The following is a 23,136-nucleotide window of genomic DNA, read 5'->3' as shown; positions in this document are numbered from 1 at the left end:
TTAATTCTCACTTTCTAAACTTTCTTCAGAGAGTGAAATTCCGATTAACTCTTCTACTATATCTTTAGGAGCAATACCAAGTCTTCTATTGTCAAAGGGCGATTTACTCAATTGTACCGCATTATGGTCAACTTTGCGAGCTTCTTCAAACTTTTTTACTGCTATTCTTTTTGCTTCTCTAATAATATTTCTTGCCGTTTGTTCCGGAAAACCAATATTCATTAAGTTTTTATATGTTACTGTTTTCATACCTCCACTCCTGTCAAAAAAATTATTTCCTCCGTGGGTATGACTGGTTAAATCACTCATGGGCATTTCACCCGCTGTCCTTTTTCGCTGGCAGCCTGAACGGTCAGAAGTATCATTATCCTTATTTGTAGTCATGGCAGATAGAGGACCATTCTATTTTATAGCTAATAGTTATCGCTCCTGTCACAGCGTATCAGACTAAAATGCTCGACAAATAAGAAAGTCCCACCTCGGTTTATTCAATTGTCAATGAACAAATCAAGGAGAGACTATTTTTTTGATGGATACCTATAAGGCAAATCCGTAAGACCTAATAGATAATCAACATTAACATCATAAAGATTTGAAATTTTTATTAAGACTTCCGCAGACAGTATTCTTTCCCCCCTTTCTATTTTCGCATAAGCAGAATGAGTAAAGGAAAGAATGCTAGCAACTTCTTTTTGAGTTAGGTCATTATCCTCTCTCAAATCTCTTATACGTTGGTACATCTAGCTTTCTCCTATAAAAAAGTATAGGATATTTTTAGACGTATTCTTTAAAATTGTCCTATTTGGACAGCGGTACTTAATTTGTAGACTTTTAAATTCAAATCATAACTATTTTCTAGTAATTCAAATGAAAAATTGATTAGTATATTGTTGCGAAAATATGAATTAACATAAATTTTCAGATTTTTTAAAATAAAAAAATAACACTCAATAGATCTTCTTCGTTGTGAATTTACAAACGTGACTAAATTTATTTTTCATTAGACTATTATCCAAACATAATACGGACATTAACATGAATCATACACCCTCTCTATAAAATAATTCAAAAGACATTTCTGCCTTTTGAATTAAAAACTCTTCTTTATTAGCTTCTATAGTATTGTAATATCAAATGATTTGACTACTGTTTCACCAGGATTAACAAAACTTATTAATCGCTTATCCTCCACCGTGTCGTTTTCCTCCAAAGATGTAGAGAGGCCGCTCCAAGGTTCTAAGGCAATAAACGGACTTTTATTTATTGTTGACCAAAGAATTAAATTCGGAAAATCAGAGAAATCTAATGTCAATCCTTTATCGTGTTTTTTTGAACGAAGTGAGACGCTTCTTGACTGAATATCATCTAAAGTTAGAGCGTCATAAGCAAAAAGTGAATAATCTAAATCAATAGTTTTTTGTTGATTTAGGAAAGCAGTACGGTTCTGCACATCTAACAAGCCTGTTTCAGGAAAAGCTTTAGGAATTGAACACGTCTCCTCTTTTTCAAATTCTAAATAATAATCTTCATACTGATCATCATTAACTATTGGGCAATTAAACCCAGGATGACCACCAATAAAGAATGGCATTTTTTTAACAACTTCATGATTTGTTACTTGATACTCTGTTCGAATTGTTTTGCCATTCAAAGTGTAGACAATTTTTAATTCAAAATCATAAGGATAATTGGCTACCGTGCTTTGATTCGGCGTAATTGTAAATGAAAAACTATTTTCTGAGATTTGTTCAAAAGTAAAGACTTCTTTTCGGACTAAACCATGACGAGGAATCTGTCCTTTATGAAAAGATCCGTCTTCATTTTTGAAAAAGCCAATATCATTTCTTAAACTACCACAAATTGGAAAGAGAACAGGTGCTTGACCGCTCCAATATTCTGGATCTCCTTGCCATAAATATTCTATCCCTTCACTATCTTTAATAGAAGAAAGTGCACCGCCAAATTCTTTAAACTGTACTGTTAAATCTTTATTTGTTAATTCAATTACCATTTTATTCTCCCTATAAACAAAACAAGAGCGTTAGTGCGCTCACCAACACTCTTATTTTGTGTAAAAATGTATTAAAGAAGTATCTACAAAATCATTCAATCACTTGAGTTTCTGCCACTTTTTTATACCAGTAGGCACTCTTCTTAGGATAACGTTCTTGAGTTTCAAAGTCGACATAGAAGAGACCGTAGCGTTTTTCATAGCCATTTGACCATGAGAAGACATCCATTAATGACCACATAAAGTATCCTTTAACATTTGCACTATCTGCAATCGCATCAGAAATAACTTCTAGGTGTTTTTTCACATAATCGATACGACCATCATCATAGACTGTATTATCTACAAACTCATCTTTATAGCCAAGACCATTCTCTGTTATATAAATCTTCTTATAGTTTGGATAATCTGCTTTGACACGCATGATTTGGTCATAAAGACCTTGAGGGAAAATAATCCAGTCCCAGTCAGTTTTAGGCACATCTACTGGAGCTTCACGACGTCCAACACCTTTAATTTGATATTTAGAGCTGCCTTTTTCACCCTTACCATTGTGAATGATTTCAGTCTCACCATCAAAAGCTTGCATCCAATCACTCATATAGTAGTTAATACCAAGGAAATCATTTAAATCTTTTGCGGCATCCAGTGCTACAAAATCTTCTTCACGAAGATCAAGTTCACCACCATTCACCTCAAGGATATGGTTAACACCTTCCATTGTTTTATCTGAATACTTACCAAGATAAGTTGCATCAAGAATAAATTTATTATGGATAATATCTTCAAGTTCAGCTGCTCTAACATCGTCAGGATTGTTAGCGTCAAATGGATACTTAGTTGGAAGAGCATGGACAACACCAATTTCGCCTGAATAACCGCCGTCTTTAAAGAGTTTTACTGCACGAGCATGAGAGACCATCATGTTATGGTGTGATTGGAAAACTTTAGCAAGATCGTATTGAATACCTGGAGGGAATTTACCAACCAAGTATTGGCCATCTCCAATAGGCCCAATTTCGTTAAATGTTGTCCAATAGTTAACTTCTGAGAATTCTTTAAAACAGAATTCTGCATAATTTACAAAATGTTCAATGTTCTCACGATTGAGGAAATCACCATCCGAGTGGAGAGCTTCTGGTGTATCAAAATGGTGAAGTGTAACAAAAGGCTCAACATGACGCTTATGACACTCTTCAAAGAGATTGTGGTAGTATTCTACTCCTTTAGGGTTGACTTCTCCTTTTCCTGTTGGAAAAATACGAGACCAGGCAATAGAAATACGGATGCCGTTGACACCAAATTCTTCACTAAGTTTCAAATCGACTGGATAACGATTGTAAAAGTCACTTGCTGGTTCAGCAGTGTACCAATAGTTGTCTTCTAAGTATTTATCCCAAGCTACTGGCCCTTTGCCATCTGTGTGGGTAGCACCTTCAGCTTGATAAGCAGCTGTAGCACCACCAAAAATAAAATCTTTAGGTAATGTTTTAGTCATGATATACCTCTTCTAAATTTTCATTTCACTATAAAGGAAGATTGAGTTCCCCCAACCTTCCCTAGCGAAATATTATTTTTCCATTTGTTCTTTAACGAAGTCTAATGCACCTTGACCATCGCGAGTCAATTTGATGTATTGAGCCCCTTCTGTTTTAGCTAATTTAATATCAAGTTTATCAGTTTCCACTTTCATATCTTCATAGTTAGAAGCTACTTGAGGTGCAAGGATAACAAGTTGATATTGTGGTAAAATCTCACGGTGAGCACCATAACTTCCTGCTGCTGCAGTGACAGGTGCACCATATTCTTTAGCTGCTTTATTCAAAGCATTTGCTAATAAACCACTTGTACCACCACCGGCACAAAGAACGAGAACATTAGTTTGATCAGTGATTTCTTTAGTTTCTTTAGCTGCTGATTTTTCCAGAATAGCATCAGCTTTTTTAGTATCAAAGTTTGCTGCTACTTTTTTATTGAGCGCATCTGATGAATTCGTACCTGCTGCTTCTTCAGCAAGAATTTGTTCATCATATACTTTCAAGAATGGGTAGTAGATGATCACATCAACGACAATTAACAAAGCTGCCAAAATGAATGCTAGTACTTGGAAGTTTGTACCAAGGATAAGACCCAATGGAGCTGGTGTTGTCCAAGGCAAGTTTGCAGTGAAACTGTTCATTCCAAGCGTGTCAATGAAGAATTTGAAAATCCATACATTGACAATTGGTGCTAAGATAAATGGGATAAAGAAGATTGGGTTCAAAACAAGTGGAGCACCGAACAAGATAGGTTCGTTAACACCGAAGAATGTTGGAACAACTGATGCACGTCCAATTGCTTTGTTACGTTTTGATTTTGTTAACCACATGAACATGAATGGAACGACAAGTGTTGCACCTGTACCACCCATGGTAACGATGAACATTTGAGTCCCTGAAGTCAAGATCTTGTCCGCATGTTCACCAGCTTGAAGTAATTGAAGGTTGGTTTCAGCATTTGCGTAAGTAATCGCTGCAATGGCTGGTTCAACAATAGAAGGTCCATGGATACCAACAAACCAGAAGAAAGCAAATGCACCGAAGATAATGGTAATTCCAACATAACCATCTGCTGATTGGAACAATGGTGCAAGAAGTTTACCAATTGACTCCGCAACATTAACGCCTAATGTAGCATGAACAATCAATTCAATGATATAAAGTAGTACAACTGATAACGTAAATGGAATCAAATCCTTAAATACTTGAGAGATATTTGGTGGTACCTCTTCAGGCATGCGGATTGTAACATTGTTTTTCACACAGACTTTATAGACATTTACGGTGATAAAGGCTGCAATGAAGGCTGTTAACAAACCTTTCGTTCCCATAAATCCAGTTAAGAAACCACCGTCTTTTGCTGGATTAGCTGCCATAAGTAGAAATCCTACAATAGCAGCGAGCATGGTTGAAATAAAGTTAATCTGGTTAGTGCTAGGCAATGAACGGTTCATTGAATCGGTTAATGCTTTCGCAGTTGTACCAGTCACAAACAAGCCTAAAATACCCATTGAGTAATTGTATGGCGTCATCAAGAGATTCTCAATGTCTTTGCTCCAGTGGAAACCCCATGCATTTGGAACATAAGCAATCAAGATAAAGATACTTGAAAACAAGATGACTGGCATTCCAGCGATGAAACCATCACGAATAGCACGAAGATAGATGTTACGAGATATTTTCTCGAAGAAAGGTTTCCCTTTCTCAATCTGAGCAATTAATCCATTCATTATTTTGCTCCTCTCTTATAAAGTTCAATCATGTGTTTCATTAAATCTTGTAATAAAATGGTAGTCATTAAATGATCTTGACCATGTATAAGAGTAACACTATATGCCAAATCTTCTCCCGCAGCTTCTTTTTGTAGAAGACTTGTTTGAGCATTGTGGGCATCGTTTAAGCATTCGCTACCTGCAGCAATCAATTCTTCTGCTTTGGCATAATCCCCATCTTGTGCTGCTTTAAGCGCTTCTAAGAATTTTGAACGGGCATCTCCAGCATATGCTACGATTTCAAAACCTAAAAGAGTAATTTCTTCTCTATTCATTTTAGTTTCCTCCGAAAATAATGTTAAATTTTTTCAGTCCAAGGACTTGCAGTTTTATCTAGTACTTTGTTTAACTCGTCAATATTTTTGAAACCTTCTGTACGCAACCACTCACGAGCTGCTTCTGGACCTTCTTCGATATAGACTTTTACAGAACCTGCCCAAGTAGCACGTCCACACAAGACACCGTTGAATTTAGCACCTGATTCTGCTGCAAATTCCAAAGTATCTTGGAACAATTTAGCAGAAACACCAGCACTCAAATAAATGTATGGTAAATCAGTAGAAGCTTCTTGGTCACGGAAGGCTTGAGCTGCTTCTTCTTTTGTAAAGAGAACCTCACCATCTGCAAAGCCTTCTACAAATTTCATATTAACTGGAACTTCGACTTTCAAGACGTCAACACCAAAGCGTTCTTCTGAGAAGACTTTCATTGCTTCATTAATTTTATGAGCTTTAACTTTTGCAAACTCAGGGCTAGCATTGTCAGAGATTTTCTCATCATAAGTTAGAATTTCTAGGTAGAATGGAATATCTTCTGCTCGGCATTCAGAACCAATACGTTCAATGTAAGCTTTTTTCTGCTCATTGACGTCTTTATCTCCATCAACATCATAATATAGAAGAAACTTAACCGCTTCTGCTCCAGCCTCTTTAATACGTTTTGCAGACCAAACATCTAAGCAATCAGGTAAGCGACTAGTTGTTGTTGCATCGTATCCTGTTTTCTCATATGCCAACAACAAGCCTGCTTCTTCTGAACGTACACGACTTGCTGGCAAGCCATATTCAGGATCAAGTAGAATTGATGACGCAAATGGTGTAAGCTCTTCAGAAACTAAACTTTTAAGTTCTTCGATTTGTTCTACTGTTGGCTCTTCAGTTTGATGTTGAGCCATCATACGTTTGAGAGCTCCACGTTGGTCAAAAGCTAAGGCAGAAATAACACCATCTACACTTAGTTTTTCCATGCTTTTGCGTTTGTTTTCAGTTAAAGTAATTGTCATTTTTTATACCTCTTTGACTTTAATAGATTGATATAACTTATCGTAATTTTCTAAGTTAACATGCCCAGTTGTTTTTTCCTGCGCATTTAACATACCTAAGACATTTGCTTTTGTTAATAAAGCTCGATCATCTTCATCATTCGCTAAACCTGAAGCGATGCCTGCTACCGTAGAATCCCCTGAACCTACAGCGCTTACAATTTGGATTTTAGGAATATCAACTTTATAAAATGTATCCTTGTGCTTTGCAAATACGCCATCAGCACCAAGAGAAACGATTATCCATTCAATTCCATCAAATAACTTATCCTGTAAGACTTCTTTTAAGGCATCAAAATCTTTTGTTATTTCTTTTCCAAGAAGTTGAGAAAGTTCTTCAAGATTAGGCTTGATAACTGTTGGTTTACTATCACCTTTTAGTACTGCTTCTAAAGCATTTCCAGAACAATCTAGAACAGTCTTCTTACCATTAAGATTGGCAATACCGATTAACTTCTGATAGTAATCATCTGGCATACCAGCAGGAAGACTGCCTGACATTGTCACTACGTCAACATCATTCAGTAAATATTTGAAATGATTAGTAAAGCCATCAATTTCATCTACACTTAACAGCGGTCCTTTTTCTAAAATCTCAGTTTGATTACCTTCGTGTAATATGGCTATACATGTTCTGGTATCACCTGAAATTTTATAGAAGCGACTTAAAATCGAATCAGGAAGATGTTTAATGATAAAATCCCCGCTTTCTCCACCAATACAACCAGTAGCTTTGACTGTTTCACCGAATTCATTAAGAACTCGGGAAACATTCAAGCCTTTACCACCGGGTGTCTTTGTAACGTCTACAACTCGATTGACAGTATCGAATTTTAGTTCATTCAAAGGGTAGGAGACGTCAATAGCTGGATTTAAAGTAACTGTTAAAATCACAATAGCTCCTTTTTCTCTATATATCCCTATAGTAATTTTTTCAAATATTAGTCGTGATATTCACCACGGTCCCATTTTTCTAGGAATTCATCAAAGAAGTGTGGGTTATTTTGATCTTGGCTAGCATGTTGCAAGCTATCAATTTTTTCAATCAATTTTTTATTTTCTTCAGTTGGTTTGTATTCAGCCGCTAAGAAAGCATCGATAATATCATTCATCAACAAACCACCAATGATTTTTCCACCAAAACCAATAACGTTTGCGTTAAGTTCTTCTTTTGAGTAGATAGCAGATGTCATATCTCTAACGAGTGCTGAACGAATACCAGGAACTTTGTTTACAGAATTCGTAATACCAACACCAGTACCACAGATAACAACACCTAATTCTGCTTCACCACTTGCTACTGCTTCACCAACTTTTTTACCAAAGATTGGATAGTGTGTGCGGACATTATCGTATGTACCGCAATCAATGATTTCATGACCTTGTGATTTCAAATAATCAACAACAGCGATTTTTTCATAAGTAACAATATGGTCACAACCTACAGCAATTTTCATTTTTGTTCTCCTTGTTTTAACCTATTTCAATCAATTAGCACATTTTATTAAGCATGTCGACACGAACTTGATGCCGCCCACCATCATATTCACCTTCAACAAAGCCTTTGACAATGTTCTTTGCAATTCCTGGAGCACTAATTTCAGAACCAAGAGTGATGATTCGAGAATTGTTATGTCCTCTTGTCATGTATGCTGAACGCTCATCTGATACTTCAGCTGCCACCATTCCTTTAATTTTAGTAGCCACCATGAAAGAACCAACACCATATGCATCAATTACAATACCCAAGTTATCTTCGGATGCATTAACTTCTTTTGCAACAGCGAGAGTTGTATCAACAAAGTCACGAACTTCATTTTCACTGACATCAACGACTTCGTATTTACCTTCTTTAAGGTAATCTTTGATAACTTCTTTAAGTTCTGTACCTGCTTTGTCAGCACCGATAATAATTGCCATTTTATTTCTCCTATGATTTAGAATAAGTAAATGTGGAAAACCTACGTAGATAGTTAATTAACGATTTGCAAAATCTTTTGAAATAACGCTTACATTATTTCTATGACCTTATAATACACCTATCCAACACAAAAGTCAACACTTTTCTGTTTAGTTTTTAAAAAATAAACAATCGATGTTGATTTTGTTTGTTTTCATGGTTCAGAATTGATATTTTGTGTGTTTATTCACATATCGGAATTCACATTTAAAGCTATGAATTATCAAAAAACACTACTAACTCTATCTTTCTTATTTATAGTAAGTGTTTCATATAAAACATTTTAAGTTTTATTTGTATTTGCTTTTTTCAATGTTTTTTGTTTGTTTTGTTTGCCTTTTCTGTTTTTATTATGTTATGATACCTTTAATAATTATATCATAAGAAACTGATAGGAGGTAAGAATGAAAAAGAAAGAACGTCATGAAAAAATTCTCGATATCTTAAAAGTTGACGGTTTTATTAAAGTAAAAGATATTATCGATGAAATGAACGTGTCTGACATGACTGCTAGAAGAGATCTTGATACATTAGCAGATGAAGGATTACTTATTAGAACCCATGGAGGTGCTCAATTTTTAGATAGCACTTCTACCAAAGAGGAAGGTCACGAGAAAACACACATCGAAAAAAAAGTTTTACAAACTAACGAAAAAAAACAAATCGCACAAAGAGCTAACGACATTATTAAAGATGGTGAAACTGTCTTTATTGGACCAGGAACAACTTTAGAGCATCTAGCTGTCGAATTGAAAAATAGGAATATAAGAGTTATTACAAATAGCCTTCCTGTTTTTCTGATTTTACATCCGAGCACTACTATTGACTTGATTTTAATTGGTGGTGAGTGTCGTGAAATTACTGGTGCTTTTGTTGGGTCTATTGCTATTAATAACCTAGAATCACTAACATTTTCAAAAGCTTTTGTCAGTGCAAATGCTGTTTATAATAATTCTATTGCTACATACAGTGATCTCGAAGGAGAAGTTCAAAGGGTCGCCTTGAATAATGCTGTTGAGAAAATCCTTCTAGTTGATAGTACCAAGTTTGAAAGTTATGACTTCTACAACTTCTACCAGCTCGAACGAATGGATTTAATTGTGACAGATAAAAATGTGACAACAGATATTATAGAAAAATACGAGAAATTCTCTAAAATCGTTATTGCGGATAAGTAATAACAAATTTCAAAGTATAAACTAGGCACTTCTTAAGTTATTTTAAGAGGTGTTTTTCATTTATAAGTCAAAATAGTAAAACTAAATCCCTCTGTCATACAGGGGGATTTAATATGTCTAAACTTCCAAGAATTTATTAAAGACTATCTCAATCTCATCGATCTCATGGGCTTTTTGAAAGTCATATTTAAAATCATTTTTCATAAGAATTCTAGCAATTTTCGAGAGATAAGTCGGGTGAGTTGAACCAACTTCTGTCTCTGGAATAAATAAGGCTATGACAGAATCAATGAGTTTACCGTCCATAGACTCCCACTCAACTCCATTTTTTAGTTTTAAAACAGCAATACCTGGTTTTATGACCGCTTGACTTTTAGCATGTGGAATTGCAAATCCATCCATCATGCCTGTTGTTCCTTCTTCTTCACGAGATAACAAACTTTTATAAACTTGATCAGTATCATCTGCATAACCATTTTCAACAACAAGACCAGCAAGATAAGCAAACACATCTTTTTTTAGTGGCATGTCTACATCTACACAAATTAAATTTTTATCAATCATTTTTAAACCTCTTTATCGCTTTTTATCTTTTGTACAAACCCCATAAGTAGACCAGATATAACCGCTCCAATAAAGATTGCCAAAACCCAAAGAGCTGCATGTGTCACAACAGGCAATACCAAGAAGCCACCATGTGGTGCAGGGACTTGAACTTTCCAAAGGTATGTCAATACAGCACCAATTGAAGAGCCAATCATTAAGATAGGGAGATTACGTAATGGATCTTTAGCAGCAAATGGAATAGCACCTTCGGTGATATGCGTTGACCCAAGAATCAAGTTAGCAAGTCCAGCGTTTTTATCTTCTTCGCTGTAATATTTACGGAAGAACAAAGTTGCAAAGAATGTTGTCAATGGTGGTACGATACAAGCAGCTGATACACCTGCCATAAATGTTGTGTTGCCTTGACCAAGAAGAACAGTACCTGTTACGTAGGCAGCCTTATTGATAGGTCCACCCATATCAAAAGCACTCATGCAACCAATAATAATTCCAAGAAGAAGAGGATTAGCATTTTCAAAACCGGCTAACCATGACATCATGGATTCATTAACCCAAGCCATTGGTGCATTTATCAGTGCCATAAAACATCCTGTTAGAAAAACGCTTATAACAGGATATAAAAAGATTGCTTTCAAACCGTCTAATGATTTAGGGAGACCCTTAAGAAGTTTAATTAAACCAAGAACGATATAACCCGCTGCAAAACCGCCTAAAATACCTCCTAAGAAACCGGAGCCTCCATTCGCTGCCATGAAACCAGCTACTAGACCGGCAACAAAACCTGGTCGTTTAGCAATGGATTCAGCAATAAAAGCCGCCAAAACAGGTGTCATCATTCCCATTGCAACACCACCGATATCATTTTTCAGCATAGCAGCAAACCAGTTATATTGGTCACTTTCAGGATCAAAAGAAAAAAATACCAAACAAGAAAGATACAGCAACTAGCACACCACCAGCTACTACAAATGGCAACATGTGAGAAACGCCATTCATTAAATGTTTATAAATTTGACGACCAAAATGTTCACGATGTTCTTGCTTTTCGTCAACAACGTCTTCTGTAACATCGCCTTTTTGAATAAAACCTTTGCCATCTAAAGCATCTTTCACTAGTTTATCAGCATTTTTGATACCTTCTCCTACTGATACATTGATAACTCTTTTACCAGCAAAGCGTTCTGCTTGAACATCCTTATCTGCTGCTATAATAACGGCATCTGCATTTGCAATTTCTTCTTGTGTCAGTTGATTTTCCACACCTATTTGTCCATGCGTCTCAACTTTTATAGAGACATTATTATCTTTGGCAGCCTGTTCTAGGGCCTCTTAAGCCATGTACGTATGAGCAATTCCTGTTGGACAGCCAGTTGCTGCAATAATTTTATAAGCCATCTGTAATCTCCTTAATTTTAATTTGTTTTCTTAATAATTCAACATCAGTAAAATCTGTCAATCCTGGTTGAAAGGCGGTTGATGAGCCTGCTGCTACTGCTTGAGCAAGGCATTCCATTTCAGAGTGTCCTTTCAATTTATTGGCAAGAAATGTTCCCAAAAGTGTATCTCCCGCACAAGCTGTATTCACAACTGTTCCACTTGGTGCATTAGCAAAATAGACAGAGTCACTTATTAATAAACATCCTTCTTCCCCCAATGAAATGAGAACATTTTTCGCTCCTTTTTCTTGAAGTAATTTTCCTTTTTCGACTAAATCATTTAATGAAGGATTTTCTAGTTGAAACCATTCAGATATTTCTTCATCATTTGGCTTAATTAAATATGGTTTAATGGCTAAACATTCAATGAGTTTTGAATCACTGATATCATAAATGAGATTTATCCCTCTTTTTTGACAAATTTGGCCAATCTTTAAAAAGATTTCTGAGGAGACACCTCTTGGCAAGCTTCCTGATACAATCAAGAAGTCATCTTGATTTAAGGCTTCAAATTGCTTTAATAGCTCTCCTTGGGATTCCTCTAATATAATTGGACCCTGGTTAACCAATTTGAATTCCTGATTTTTTGACATGACCTGAGTGAATACATTTATCCTAGTCGTTCCATCTACTTTGACAAAATTTGACAAAATAGCTTGTTTTTTTAACTCATCTTCGATAAAATTACCTGTAAAACCAGCTTTAAATCCTAAAGGTGTGCTATCAATACCGAGTTTTTTTAAAATGATTGAAACGTTAACCCCTTTACCATTTGCTTGTAACTCATCATAAATGGTTCGATTAACTTTTTTATCCTCCATATCTTCTGTCTGAATGAACATATCTATCGCTAAATTCATTGTGCAAGTATAGACTGACATAAGATCACCACTCTTTTATTTTTTTATTATCATTAAAATAACACAAATAACTTGTAAGGGTTTTCTGATATTCAAGGAATATTGAAATGCTTTACACTGACTTTGGAGAATATATGACGACATCAAAAAAACAGCTAACACAAACTGAGGCCTACACTTGGAACTATTTAAATGAGCATTTTCAAGAAATTATAACCCTAAATATATCCGAAGTCGGAGAGATTATCAGTGTCTCTACCGCTACTATTACCAGAACGCTTCAAAAAAAGGGGTATCGTGGCTTTGTAGATTTTAAACATAGTATGGAGAATAATGCTCAGGATGAATTAAATATACTAGCAGAACCTCTATTGAATGACGAAACTAAGATTTCAATTTTAAAGAGTTACCAGGAAGTCACTCGAACATTGAATATGCTCGATTTAAAAACTCTCAATGAAGTGGTGGATCTCTTATTAGAAACTGAAAAAGTCATCATTTTTGCACGTGGTTTTTCAGAATTATTGGGAACAGAAATGCAAACTAAATTATTGCTATTAGGCATCTATACTGAACTCTACACCGATCCCAATATCATTCGTACCATTAGTAAACGTTTAGATACAAGAACTTGTGTCATTTTTATTTCACTGAATGGTGAAACGCATTCTTTACAAAATGCTGCTAGCAACTGTCAAGCACGACTGATACCCAATGTTTTAATTAGTTCCAATCAAGCTGGAAATCTCGGTAAACTAACGGATTATCAATTATATGGGTTTAAGACAGAATTAACCTATTTCCCTGATTTCGAGGTCCATTCAAGACTGCCACTTTATATTATTATGAGGCTACTTTTAGATACTCTAGCAGTAAATATGAAAGCGTAATGCTAACCATTTTAAAACACCTATGCTTGAGCACAGGTGTTTTAAAATTTCTATTCAAGTTAACTTAATCTTCTTTCCAAACGTCATCAATAATTTCTTTAACTAAAGCTAGTTTCTTCCATTGATCATCCTCAGTTAGGATATTACCTTCTTCAGTTGATGCGAATCCACATTGCGTTGATAACCATAAGTTTTCTAGCGGCAGATACTTTTTAGCTTCTTGGATTCGTTTGATAATAGCTTCTTTATCCTCCAATTTTCCATTTTTTGAAGTAATAAGTCCTAAAACTGCAACTTTTTCCTTTGGTAAATGGCTTAATGGTTCAAAACCTCCAGAACGGTCATCATCAAATTCCAAGAAATAAGTCTCTGCATTTTCTCGAGCAAAGAAGGCTTCCGCAACATCATCATATGCCCCTTTAGAAGCATAAGTGGAATGGTAATTTCCTCTACATACATGTGTATTAATCGTCAAATCGTTTGGTAGATCTTTGATGGCATTATTATTAACAAAAAGGTAATCTTCAATAACATCTTGCTTACTCAATCCTTCTCTTTGTCTTGTTTGCCAGTAATCTTCATCAATTAACATGCCCCATGTACAATCATCCAGTTGAATTGTTCTAGCACCAGCTTCGTAAAGTGCTAAAATTTCTTCCCTGTACACTCTCGCTATATCCGTTAAAAATGAGCCTCTATCTTGATAAAAATCACCGATAGAATTAGCATTCTTACCTCGTTCCAATTCCGCCAAAAATTGTGCTGGAGCTGGAATGGTAATTTTGGCTTCAACTCCTTTATCATCGGCTATTTTCTTATAAAACTCAAAATGAGAGATAAAAGGATGCTTTTCTTTTGTAAACCCTAATTTCCCACGCAAAACAGCGGTATCATCTCGAGTTTCTTCATCGTGAAATAGGTAACCAAGACCAAAATGCTCATGTGATATACCATCGAATCCCCAAAAATTATCTAAATGCCAGTAAGATCGACGAAACTCACCATCAGTGATTTTATCAAGACCTGCCGCAACCTGTTTATTCACCAACTCTATAATAGCTTTATCTTCAACTTCTTTTAATAATTCTTTGGAAATATCACCATTATCAAATTGTTGTCTCGCTACCTTTAATTCCTCAGGACGTAAAAAGGAACCAACATGTTCAAAATACTTCTTAACCATAGACATCACCTCATATAAATTTTTAAATAGTTTACAAAAAAATACTATAAGAGTAAATTATATATTTATAATGATTTGATATAGTTATTGGTTATATCTTTTTAACTAGGATAACAACCTATGGTATGAATTTATTCATTAAAAAATGAATCATACCAAAGAAATATCATCCCGATTTTCTAGCTCAAGTGTATTTCCTTTTGGAGCTATACTATAAAAGTGGACAGAAAATTGTGTGTTATAATCTGTCTATTAAGACACAAAAATGAAAGGACTTTTATGTCAGGTTTTAAACGTTACGACGAGGATTTCAAACAATCGCTCGTTAATCTCTATCAAACTGGTAAAACACAAACTGAACTCTGTAAAGATTATGGGGTATCTTCCTCTGCACTTGCAAAATGGATTAAGCAGTACTCTCAAGTGCATCTTGAAGATAATACGGTGTTGACTGCTAAACAGATTCAAGAATTACAAAAAAGGAATGCCCAACTAGAGTAAGAAAATCTGATCTTAAAAAAAGCGAGTGCCATATTCATGCAAAACTCCAAGTAAGATTGAAAGCCATCTATAGACTCCGATTTGAACACACGACAGTTATGCTCTGTCGTGTTTTACATGTCAATCGTTCCACCTACTATAACTTCATAAACAAGAGGCCTTCGAAGCGTAAAGTAGAAAATCAACGCTTGAGAAAATTACTCCTTGAGATTTATATGAAAGCCAAGAAAAGAATTGGAACGAGAGCTGTTAAAATCATTCTTCTGCGTGATTATGGCGTTAATATTTCTGAAGGCCGTATCTTAAGACTTCTCAAGTCTATGACACTCCCTAAAATGTCAACCATCAAACCTCGTTTTAAATCAAATAAATCTCCTGTATTTTCTTCTGATAATCTGCTTAAACAAGAATTTAACCCGAACTCCCCAAATCAAGTTTGGACAACAGATTTCACTTATATCTCTATAGGACCTAAGCGACATGTTTATCTCTGTGCTATTCTTGACCTCTACTCAAGGAAATGTATTGCGTGGAAAGTAAGTGATAGGATTGATGCCAAACTCGCCTGTGACACCTTAGTAATAGCTATAAATAAGAGGAAACCTAAGGAACCAATTATTTTTCATTCGGATCGAGGAAGCCAATTTAAATCAGCTTCCTTTAGAAAGTTATTAGATGAGCATCAATTGCTTGCTTCTTACTCCAAGCCTGGATATCCTTATGATAATGCCGTCACTGAGGTCTTTTTCAAGTATCTTAAACAACGAGAAATTAATCGCAGAACTTATCACTCCATTCAAGAAGTTCAACTCTCTTGCTTTGAATACATCGAACAATTTTATAACAATTATAATCCTCATTCCGCCAACAATGGTTTAACTCCAAATCAGAAAGAAGAAAATTATTTTAAGAAATGGAAAGGTTATAATAAACTAGACACAAAGTTAAGAGAAATCGTGGAAAGGTTTATTATGGCAAGAAGAAAATTCGATAAACAATTTAAAAATTCTGCAGTAAAACTCATTCTTGAAGAGGGTTACTCTGTTAAAGAAGTCAGCCAAGAGCTTGAGGTTCATGCCAATAGTCTTTATCGCTGGGTTCAAGAAGTTGAAGAATATGGAGAAAGTGCTTTTCCAGGCAATGGGACAGCCCTAGCTGATGCCCAACATAAGATTAAATTGTTAGAGAAAGAAAATCGTTATCTTCAGGAGGAACTTGAACTTCTAAAAAAGTTCCGGGTCTTCTTGAAGCGAAGCAAGTAAAACGTTTTGAATTTCTCTTGAAACATCATGGGAAGATAAAAATTAAGCATGCAGTAAAAGTTCTTAAGGTTTCTCGCTCAGGTTTCTATGAATACATGCATCGTCGTCCTTCAAAACAACAAGTGGAGAGAGAAATTCTCTCAGAGAAGATAAAAGCTGTCTTTCATGAGCATAAGGGACGCTATGGTGCGGTTAGAATTACCAAGGTACTTCATAATACTGGTATTATGACCAACACGAAACGTGTTGGGAAACTGATGCACTTGATGGGACTTTATGCCAAGGGAAGCCGTTATAAATATAAACATTACAACAGAAAAGGAGCTTCGCTTTCAAGACCCAATTTAATTAATCAGATCTTTAAAGCAACAGCTCCTAATAAAGTATGGCTGGGAGACATGACCTATATCCCTACCAAAGAAGGCACCTTATACTTAGCCGTGAATATCGACGTTTTTTCACGTAAGATTGTAGGCTGGTCAATGTCTTCACGGATGCAAGATAAACTGGTGAGGGATTGCTTATTACAAGCTTGTGGGAAAGAACATCCTCAGCCTGGCTTGATTGTCCATACTGATCAAGGGAGTCAATATACAAGCTCTCGTTATCAATCTACTCTTCGTCAAGTCGGTGCTCAATCTAGCATGAGTCGTAAAGGAAATCCCTATGACAATGCAATGATGGAGTCTTTTTATAAGACGCTAAAGAGGGAGCTTATTAATGATGCTCATTTTGAGACAAGAGCTGAGGCTACTCAAGAAATATTTAAATACATTGAGACCTATTACAATACAAAAAGGATGCATTCAGGTCTTGATTACAAGTCTCCAAAAGACTTTGAAAAATATAATTCTTAAATTCTCTTAACTCCGTGTCTAGTTTTTCGTTGACTTTCCAAAAATATAGCTCATTTTGTGTCTAAATATTTGACATTAGTCCATTAGCACAGGTCCTTGGCGAAAGCGACTATAATCACGATGAGTCAAACAAGATTATGTTGTTAATTGGTATGATATTTATTACTTTTGGATGCTTTGGTTTCAATATGGGACCTGTTGGACGTTGGAATCAACAATCCGCATATATTTTTCTTAACACATTTTTAGCTATTATTAGTGGTGGATTATCTTGGGTATTAGGGGCTCAATTTGTTCCGAATAGTGATAGAACCGAAAGACTTCTAAATGGCGTTATAGTAGGATTGGTTACGAGTACAGCTGGTATAGGATATCTCACATCAATACAAGTGGCAGTACTCACTTTTATCGCATCAATTTGTACTTTTGTTTTGTCTCAATGGGTATCTGACATAATCCCAATTGATGATGTTGTAACATCATTTGGGATTAATGGTATTGGCGGTTTTTTAGGAAGTTTAGGGGTTGTTTTATTTTATTTCAATCATTTCTTTATCCAGTTATTGGCTATTTTCATTACTTGTCTTTTATCCATTAGTATTACTTACCTCATTACAACATTTACGTTTAAAGCCTGTGGAACTATTACTGTTAAAAACTGAGATAAAGTTTACACCCAATTACAAATTCATTTTATACGAAGCATCCATACTAATTAAGGAGGGTCTCATAAATATGAGACCCTCTTTTTCTATATGTTCTACATTATCAAAAATATTTAGAAGTTAAAGACATCGTTTAAGTTTTCAGACATTGTAGGATGTGTATACACTTGATTTTTTAAGTAAGAATATGGAATCTGATTATCCATCGCCATCTTAATCAAATTAATCACTTCATGAGACTCTTTTGCAAAAAGACTTGCACCTAAAATACGATTATCTTCGGTACTAACAAGAACTTTATAAATCCCTCTTAAATCGTTATTAACATGTCCTCTTGGCATGTTGGCCACGAGAAGCTCATTAGCCTTATAGGCAATACCTTTTTCTTTGGCTTCTTTCTCAGTCATTCCAACTTGAGATAGAGGTGGATTAATAAAGATCGAATTTGGAACATTATGTCGGTCGGATAATTTATAATCTGATTCTCCAGTTATTTGTCCGTAGACAATTCGAGAATCATCTAAAGAAGTATAAGTAAATTGTAATCCGCCATTAACATCCCCGACTGCGTATACGTTTTCAACACTTGTTTCTAATACGTCATTGACTTGAATGGCACCCTTATCGGTTAGCTGTATAGCTGTATTTTCTAAACCTAGACCTTCAGTTGCAGGCTTTCTCCCCATTGCATACATAACGGTATCGAATGTGAATGCTTCACCTTTAGAATGAACAACTACTTCATCACCTTTATTACTAATGTTTTCCACTTTTGCATTCAATTGGAAGCTGATTCCATCTTCCTCCATATAAGATTTTGCCATTTTAGCAATGCTTTCTTCAGAACGTCCAAGAATCATTGGAGCAGTTTCAAAAACCGTTACTTTACTTCCAAGCTTTGCATAAAGATTAGCAAATTCTAAGCCGATATTGCCACCACCGATAATCCCTAATCGTTCTGGTAAATTGTCAAGTTTTTGAATACCAGTACTATCATAGACATGCTTAGAGTCAGCTAATCCAGGTATTGGGAACTGATTCGAAACAGCGCCAGTATTAATGATGATTGTTTCAGCAGTAAGCTCACTTGTTTCATTTCCACTACGTACTTGAACTACTTTATCAGAAATAAAATGGGCGTTAGCATTGATTAAGTCCACTCCAGAACCTTGTAAAACCTTTGTATTTTTTTGATTTAATTTGGAAACAACTGTTTCTTTTAAAGCCATGGCCTCAGAGAAAGAGAGGTTGTTTTCACTTGCATTAATTAATGTTTTGGTTGGAATACATCCTATATTAATACAAGTCCCCCCATACATACTTTGGTCTTGTTCTATTAAGGCAACAGTTTTCCCTTGCTTTGCCATCTTTCCAGCAAGCGTTTTACCTGCCTTGCCAAATCCAATTACAATAACATCATAACTTTGCATATTATCCTCCTACTTATCACTCAAAATTTTATCAAAAGTCCATTTTTTTGTCAAATATAGGAAATGACTAAAAATAGGCTAACCTCAACTCAACGGTTCTGTTGCAGAGTTTTAAATCTACTATCAAATAAGGTAGAATAATAGAAAAAGATAGCAGGAGGAATGACGATGAATCATTTTAAAGGAAAGCAATTTCAGCAGGATGTGATTATTGTAGCCGTGGGCTACTATCTTCGTTATAACCTTAGCTATCGTGAAGTTCAAGAAATCTTATATGATCGTGGCATTAATGTTTCTCATACGACGATTTATCGTTGGGTGCAAGAATATGGCAAACTACTCTATCAAATTTGGAAAAAGAAAAATAAAAAATCCTTTTATTCATGGAAAATGGATGAAACGTACATCAAAATTAAAGGAAAATGGCATTATTTGTATCGAGCCATCGATGCAGATGGTTTAACCTTGGATATTTGGTTACGTAAAAAACGGGACACACAAGCAGCCTATGCTTTTCTTAAGCGGTTAGTGAAGCAGTTTGATGAACCGAAGGTTGTAGTCACAGATAAAGCCCCCTCTATTACAAGTGCCTTTAAGAAACTAAAAGAATACGGCTTTTATCAAGGGACAGAACATCGTACCATTAAATACCTGAATAATTTGATTGAACAAGACCATCGTCCAGTAAAGAGACGCAATAAATTCTATCGAAGTTTACGCACTGCCTCTACCACGATTAAAGGCATGGAAGCCATCCGAGGATTATATAAGAAAACCCGAAAAGAAGGCACTCTCTTCGGGTTTTCGGTCTGTACTGAAATCAAGGTATTATTGGGAATCCCAGCTTAAATCATAGATACCGTAAGGGATTTTATTCTTTATTTAAAACTTTGCAACAGAACCAAAAAAAGCGTATCATTGAAAGCGTAATGATTAAAACGTTTTTTACAAACGTTATAGAGGGGAGAAGTTAATATGGACTTAGTCGAAGAACTAGTCAATGTTGTTGGTAAAAAAAATGTTATTACTAACAAAGCAAAATCTTTACGTTTTAGGAAAGGGTACCGCTCAGGTAAGGGCGATGCAGTTGCAGTCGTATTTCCAACCACTTTAATGGCAATGTGGCGTGTGCTTAATGTTTTGCATGATAACAATATTATCATTATTATGCAAGCAGCCAACACTAGTTTGACTGAGGGATCCGTACCAGCCCCAGGTTATGACCGTTCTGCAGTTGTTGTGAACGGCATGAAAATTAAAGATTTACAGTTAATCAATAATGGGGAACAAGTACTAGCATTCCCCGGTACGACACTGTTTCACTTAGAAAATGAATTGCGACCACTTAAACGTGAACCACATTCAGTCATTGGCTCATCTAATTTGGGTGCATCGGTCATTGGTGGGATTAACAACAATTCTGGTGGTGCTTTGATCAGAAGAGGTCCAGCTTATACAGAGCTATCATTGTATGTTTGGATTGATGAACATGACGAAATGCACTTAGTTAACCATTTAGGCATTGATTTGGGCAAAACGCCCGAAGAGATTATTACTAATTTGCAGAACCGCAATTTTGATTTGAATCAAGTACCAGCTACTGAACATCATGGTTCAATGTTCCATCATGAACAGGTTGTGCGTGACGTTGAATCTGATAAGCCTATTCGATACAATGCAAATCCTAAAGAATTGTATGAAGTATCTGGATCGTCCGGTCACGTTGCGGCATTGGCTGTCCGCTTAGATACATTCCCAATGGATAAAAAAACACAAATGTTTTACATTGGAACGAATAATCCCGATGAGTTGGAAGATATTCGTCGCCATATTATGACGACATTCAAAGAATTGCCTGTTTCTGGTGAATATATGCATAAAAATGCTTATAAATTGGCCAAGAAATATGGTAAAGACTCACTAATTGTGATTGAAAAAATTGGTACGGGTCATTTGCCCCAAATGTTTGCGCTAAAAGCATGGGGCGAACGCTTTTTGAAGCACATTCCGTTTTTCAAACCTTATTTCCCAGATCGTTTGCTTCAAACATTAAGTAATTTATTTCCTAATCAAATGCCAAAGCGGTTAGATGATTATTACGAAAAGTACGACCATTACCTACAATTGAAAATGGCTGGTAATGGTATTGAAGAAGCGCGAGAGTATCTCAAATCTTATTTTGACAAAGCCAGTGGCGACTACTTTGAAGCCGATGCCAATGAGACCAGTAAAGCGGAAACTCACCGCTATGTAACAGCTGGGGTTGCGATTCGATATCAAGAATTAAAACAGGATAGTATTGACATTTTGCCACTAGATATCGCGTTGGCAAGTAATGATTATAAGTGGTTCGAGCATTTGCCTAAAGAGATTGAAGACAAAATAGAACACAAAATTTATTATGGTCACTTACTTGATCACGTTATGCACCAGGATTATATTCTAAAACCTGGCGTCGATGCGCATGAACTTAAAAAAGAAATGCTTAAAATTTTGGATGAGCGTCACGCTGTTTATCCAGCCGAACACAATGTTGGGCATCTATATTTGGCAGCACCGGCCTTAATCAAGCACTATAAGAAAAATGATCCAACTAATAGTTTCAACCCTGGCGTTGGTAAACAAACAATGTCTAAATATTGGGGCGAATACTAAAATAAAAAGTTTGTTAAAAAATAACCGTTATCGTCATTTGTCGATTCATCGGTTATTTTTTTATTAGGGACTATGTAATGTGAATGTTTTATTTTTAGGTAGATTGTAAAATTAATCCGACGCTGTTCGGACAATTTTGGGGCCTATGATATTTGGTGTTGATAGATAAAATTCATCAACACTATTCTTATACTTAAACACCAAATATCATAGAACCATAATTAACAGAGCAAATCAGGTCACAACTTAATAGTTGTGACCTGATTTTTTAGTTTATTCTAAAACTTATTAATATATCTATAAATCGTTGTTCTTGACACTCCCCAAGAATCCGCAATCGACTTAATCGGCGTACCACTTTCTACCAAGGTTTTAAGAAGCTTTACGTCTTGCTCCGAAAATTTCTCAGGTCTTCCTCCAAGTCGTCCTCTTGCACGTGCAGCTTCTCTACCAGCGGCAGAACGCTCCAAAATAAGATTTCGCTCAAATTCCGCAAAAGCCGCAAACAAATGAAACATCAATTGTCCAGTCGAACTTGATTTATCCATTGTGATATTTTCTTGCAAGCTATGGAAGCTTACTCCTTTATCATTAAGTGAATTAACTATGCTAATTAAGTCCTCCATATTTCTTCCTAATCGATCTAACCGCCAAACAACAATTGTATCTCCAGAACGAGAAAATTCGATGGCAGATTTTAAACCAGGTCGCTCTTTTTTACTTCCTGACATATGGTCAGTAAATATTTTCTCACAATCATATTTTTTAAGACTATCTTTTTGTAAATCCAAATTTTGAAGTCCAGTTGAAACTCGTGCATATCCGATATTCATTTTATTCTCCTTTGTTCTAATTTATTGTATCATAACTTAAAAATATATATATAAATGAACATAGAATAAATTACGGGTTAATGAACAATAAATGTAAATGATTTTGAGAGTTTTTATAACAAAAGAAGAGTGTCCAGAAAATGACCATTTTATGGACACGAGATAAAAAAGAAAAACAGCCATTTCCGTTTTTTGGAAAGTCAACGAAAAACTAGAC

The 23,136-nt window shown here is 35.5% G+C and carries 21 protein-coding genes and 2 pseudogenes; 7 read left to right on the top strand and 16 right to left on the bottom strand.

From position 1 onward, the window contains the following. The 10 genes from MKY69_RS04790 to lacA all read right to left on the bottom strand — a co-directional run bounded on the left by MKY69_RS04790 (position 1) and on the right by lacA (position 8,562). Positions 1 to 249 carry a DUF3173 family protein gene (locus MKY69_RS04790; protein WP_003106749.1) on the bottom strand — a complete coding sequence of 83 codons (249 nt, stop codon included), beginning with the start codon at positions 247 to 249 and terminating at the stop codon, positions 1 to 3. A 269-nt stretch (positions 250 to 518) separates the two neighbouring features. Then, positions 519 to 740 (bottom strand): helix-turn-helix domain-containing protein, encoded by a 222-nt coding sequence (locus tag MKY69_RS04785; RefSeq protein ID WP_037621107.1) that lies wholly within the window; start codon positions 738 to 740, stop codon positions 519 to 521. Positions 741 to 1,114: 374 nt separating this feature from the next. Further along, positions 1,115 to 2,011 carry an aldose 1-epimerase family protein gene (locus MKY69_RS04780; RefSeq protein ID WP_003105691.1) on the bottom strand — a complete coding sequence of 299 codons (897 nt, stop codon included), beginning with the start codon at positions 2,009 to 2,011 and terminating at the stop codon, positions 1,115 to 1,117. 91 nt (positions 2,012 to 2,102) lie between these two features. Beyond that, a complete protein-coding gene (gene lacG / locus MKY69_RS04775) occupies positions 2,103 to 3,509 on the bottom strand; it encodes a 6-phospho-beta-galactosidase (RefSeq protein ID WP_003106745.1) in 1,407 nt (468 codons plus the stop codon). Between the two features lie 72 nt (positions 3,510 to 3,581). Continuing rightward, positions 3,582 to 5,279: a lactose-specific PTS transporter subunit EIIC gene (locus MKY69_RS04770; RefSeq protein WP_040087410.1), complete on the bottom strand. Its 1,698-nt coding sequence runs from the start codon at positions 5,277 to 5,279 to the stop codon at positions 3,582 to 3,584. After that, positions 5,279 to 5,596 carry a PTS lactose/cellobiose transporter subunit IIA gene (locus tag MKY69_RS04765; RefSeq protein WP_340791082.1) on the bottom strand — a complete coding sequence of 106 codons (318 nt, stop codon included), beginning with the start codon at positions 5,594 to 5,596 and terminating at the stop codon, positions 5,279 to 5,281. Before MKY69_RS04765 ends, MKY69_RS04770 begins: the two co-directional genes overlap by 1 nt. A 23-nt stretch (positions 5,597 to 5,619) precedes the next feature. After that, positions 5,620 to 6,603 carry a tagatose-bisphosphate aldolase gene (gene lacD, locus MKY69_RS04760; protein WP_003106054.1) on the bottom strand — a complete coding sequence of 328 codons (984 nt, stop codon included), beginning with the start codon at positions 6,601 to 6,603 and terminating at the stop codon, positions 5,620 to 5,622. Between the two features lie 3 nt (positions 6,604 to 6,606). Beyond that, positions 6,607 to 7,536, bottom strand: a complete 930-nt coding sequence (locus MKY69_RS04755; protein WP_100083675.1) for a tagatose-6-phosphate kinase — start codon at positions 7,534 to 7,536, stop codon at positions 6,607 to 6,609. 47 nt (positions 7,537 to 7,583) lie between these two features. Continuing rightward, positions 7,584 to 8,099 carry a galactose-6-phosphate isomerase subunit LacB gene (lacB, locus tag MKY69_RS04750; RefSeq protein ID WP_340791081.1) on the bottom strand — a complete coding sequence of 172 codons (516 nt, stop codon included), beginning with the start codon at positions 8,097 to 8,099 and terminating at the stop codon, positions 7,584 to 7,586. A gap of 34 nt (positions 8,100 to 8,133) precedes the next feature. Next, positions 8,134 to 8,562 (bottom strand): galactose-6-phosphate isomerase subunit LacA, encoded by a 429-nt coding sequence (gene lacA / locus MKY69_RS04745; protein WP_003104037.1) that lies wholly within the window; start codon positions 8,560 to 8,562, stop codon positions 8,134 to 8,136. 444 nt (positions 8,563 to 9,006) lie between these two features. Between lacA and MKY69_RS04740 the strand changes: the two genes are divergently transcribed. After that, a complete protein-coding gene (locus MKY69_RS04740; protein WP_003106738.1) occupies positions 9,007 to 9,780 on the top strand; it encodes a DeoR/GlpR family DNA-binding transcription regulator in 774 nt (257 codons plus the stop codon). A gap of 117 nt (positions 9,781 to 9,897) precedes the next feature. On the opposite strand, the gene MKY69_RS04735 is transcribed toward MKY69_RS04740, so the two are convergent. The 3 genes and pseudogenes from MKY69_RS04735 to pfkB all read right to left on the bottom strand — a co-directional run bounded on the left by MKY69_RS04735 (position 9,898) and on the right by pfkB (position 12,664). Beyond that, on the bottom strand, positions 9,898 to 10,344 hold the full coding sequence (locus tag MKY69_RS04735; RefSeq protein ID WP_340791080.1) for a fructose PTS transporter subunit IIA: 447 nt from the start codon (positions 10,342 to 10,344) through the stop codon (positions 9,898 to 9,900). A gap of 2 nt (positions 10,345 to 10,346) precedes the next feature. Then, a pseudogene (locus tag MKY69_RS04730) lies at positions 10,347 to 11,742 on the bottom strand (PTS fructose transporter subunit IIC). Beyond that, a complete protein-coding gene (pfkB, locus tag MKY69_RS04725; RefSeq protein WP_003106735.1) occupies positions 11,732 to 12,664 on the bottom strand; it encodes a 1-phosphofructokinase in 933 nt (310 codons plus the stop codon). The pseudogene MKY69_RS04730 and the gene pfkB overlap by 11 nt, the downstream one beginning before the upstream one ends. 113 nt (positions 12,665 to 12,777) lie before the next feature. Between pfkB and MKY69_RS04720 the strand changes: the two genes are divergently transcribed. Then, positions 12,778 to 13,533, top strand: coding sequence for a MurR/RpiR family transcriptional regulator (locus MKY69_RS04720; RefSeq protein ID WP_003106733.1), 756 nt, complete (start codon positions 12,778 to 12,780; stop codon positions 13,531 to 13,533). 64 nt (positions 13,534 to 13,597) lie between these two features. On the opposite strand, the gene MKY69_RS04715 is transcribed toward MKY69_RS04720, so the two are convergent. After that, positions 13,598 to 14,716: a 5-methyltetrahydropteroyltriglutamate--homocysteine S-methyltransferase gene (locus MKY69_RS04715; protein WP_003106731.1), complete on the bottom strand. Its 1,119-nt coding sequence runs from the start codon at positions 14,714 to 14,716 to the stop codon at positions 13,598 to 13,600. Between the two features lie 279 nt (positions 14,717 to 14,995). Here MKY69_RS04715 and MKY69_RS04710 point away from each other — a divergent pair. The 3 genes and pseudogenes from MKY69_RS04710 to MKY69_RS04700 all read left to right on the top strand — a co-directional run. After that, positions 14,996 to 16,143 (top strand): annotated as a pseudogene (locus tag MKY69_RS04710) (IS3 family transposase); the annotation flags it as partial. Between the two features lie 45 nt (positions 16,144 to 16,188). Next, positions 16,189 to 17,336 (top strand): IS3 family transposase gene (locus MKY69_RS04705; protein WP_096368445.1). Its coding sequence is split into 2 segments (ribosomal slippage): positions 16,189 to 16,441 and positions 16,441 to 17,336, totalling 1,149 coding nucleotides; the frame shifts between segments, so codons are not numbered across the junction. Positions 17,337 to 17,401: 65 nt separating this feature from the next. Then, a complete protein-coding gene (locus MKY69_RS04700) occupies positions 17,402 to 17,998 on the top strand; it encodes a hypothetical protein (protein ID WP_308292706.1) in 597 nt (198 codons plus the stop codon). Between the two features lie 116 nt (positions 17,999 to 18,114). Here MKY69_RS04700 and MKY69_RS04695 read toward each other — a convergent pair whose 3' ends face one another. Further along, positions 18,115 to 19,431: an FAD-containing oxidoreductase gene (locus tag MKY69_RS04695; RefSeq protein ID WP_100083951.1), complete on the bottom strand. Its 1,317-nt coding sequence runs from the start codon at positions 19,429 to 19,431 to the stop codon at positions 18,115 to 18,117. A gap of 168 nt (positions 19,432 to 19,599) precedes the next feature. On the opposite strand from MKY69_RS04695, the gene MKY69_RS04690 reads away from it, so the two are divergent. Together MKY69_RS04690 and dld are read left to right on the top strand one after the other, a co-directional pair. After that, positions 19,600 to 20,280, top strand: a complete 681-nt coding sequence (locus MKY69_RS04690) for an IS6-like element IS1216 family transposase (protein WP_001015311.1) — start codon at positions 19,600 to 19,602, stop codon at positions 20,278 to 20,280. 126 nt (positions 20,281 to 20,406) lie between these two features. After that, on the top strand, positions 20,407 to 22,086 hold the full coding sequence (dld, locus tag MKY69_RS04685) for a D-lactate dehydrogenase (protein WP_002384805.1): 1,680 nt from the start codon (positions 20,407 to 20,409) through the stop codon (positions 22,084 to 22,086). Positions 22,087 to 22,364: 278 nt separating this feature from the next. On the opposite strand, the gene MKY69_RS04680 is transcribed toward dld, so the two are convergent. Continuing rightward, entirely contained in the window at positions 22,365 to 22,919 is a 555-nt protein-coding gene (locus MKY69_RS04680; RefSeq protein ID WP_011915215.1) for a recombinase family protein, read from the bottom strand. Positions 22,920 to 23,136 lie beyond the last annotated feature (217 nt).

It is taken from the genome of Streptococcus sp. FSL R7-0212 (assembly GCF_038007985.1).
GTDB classification, from domain to species: domain Bacteria; phylum Bacillota; class Bacilli; order Lactobacillales; family Streptococcaceae; genus Streptococcus; species Streptococcus parauberis.
The sequence above is the reverse complement of the archived record's forward strand: the minus strand, read 5'-3'. Positions and strand labels throughout refer to the sequence as shown.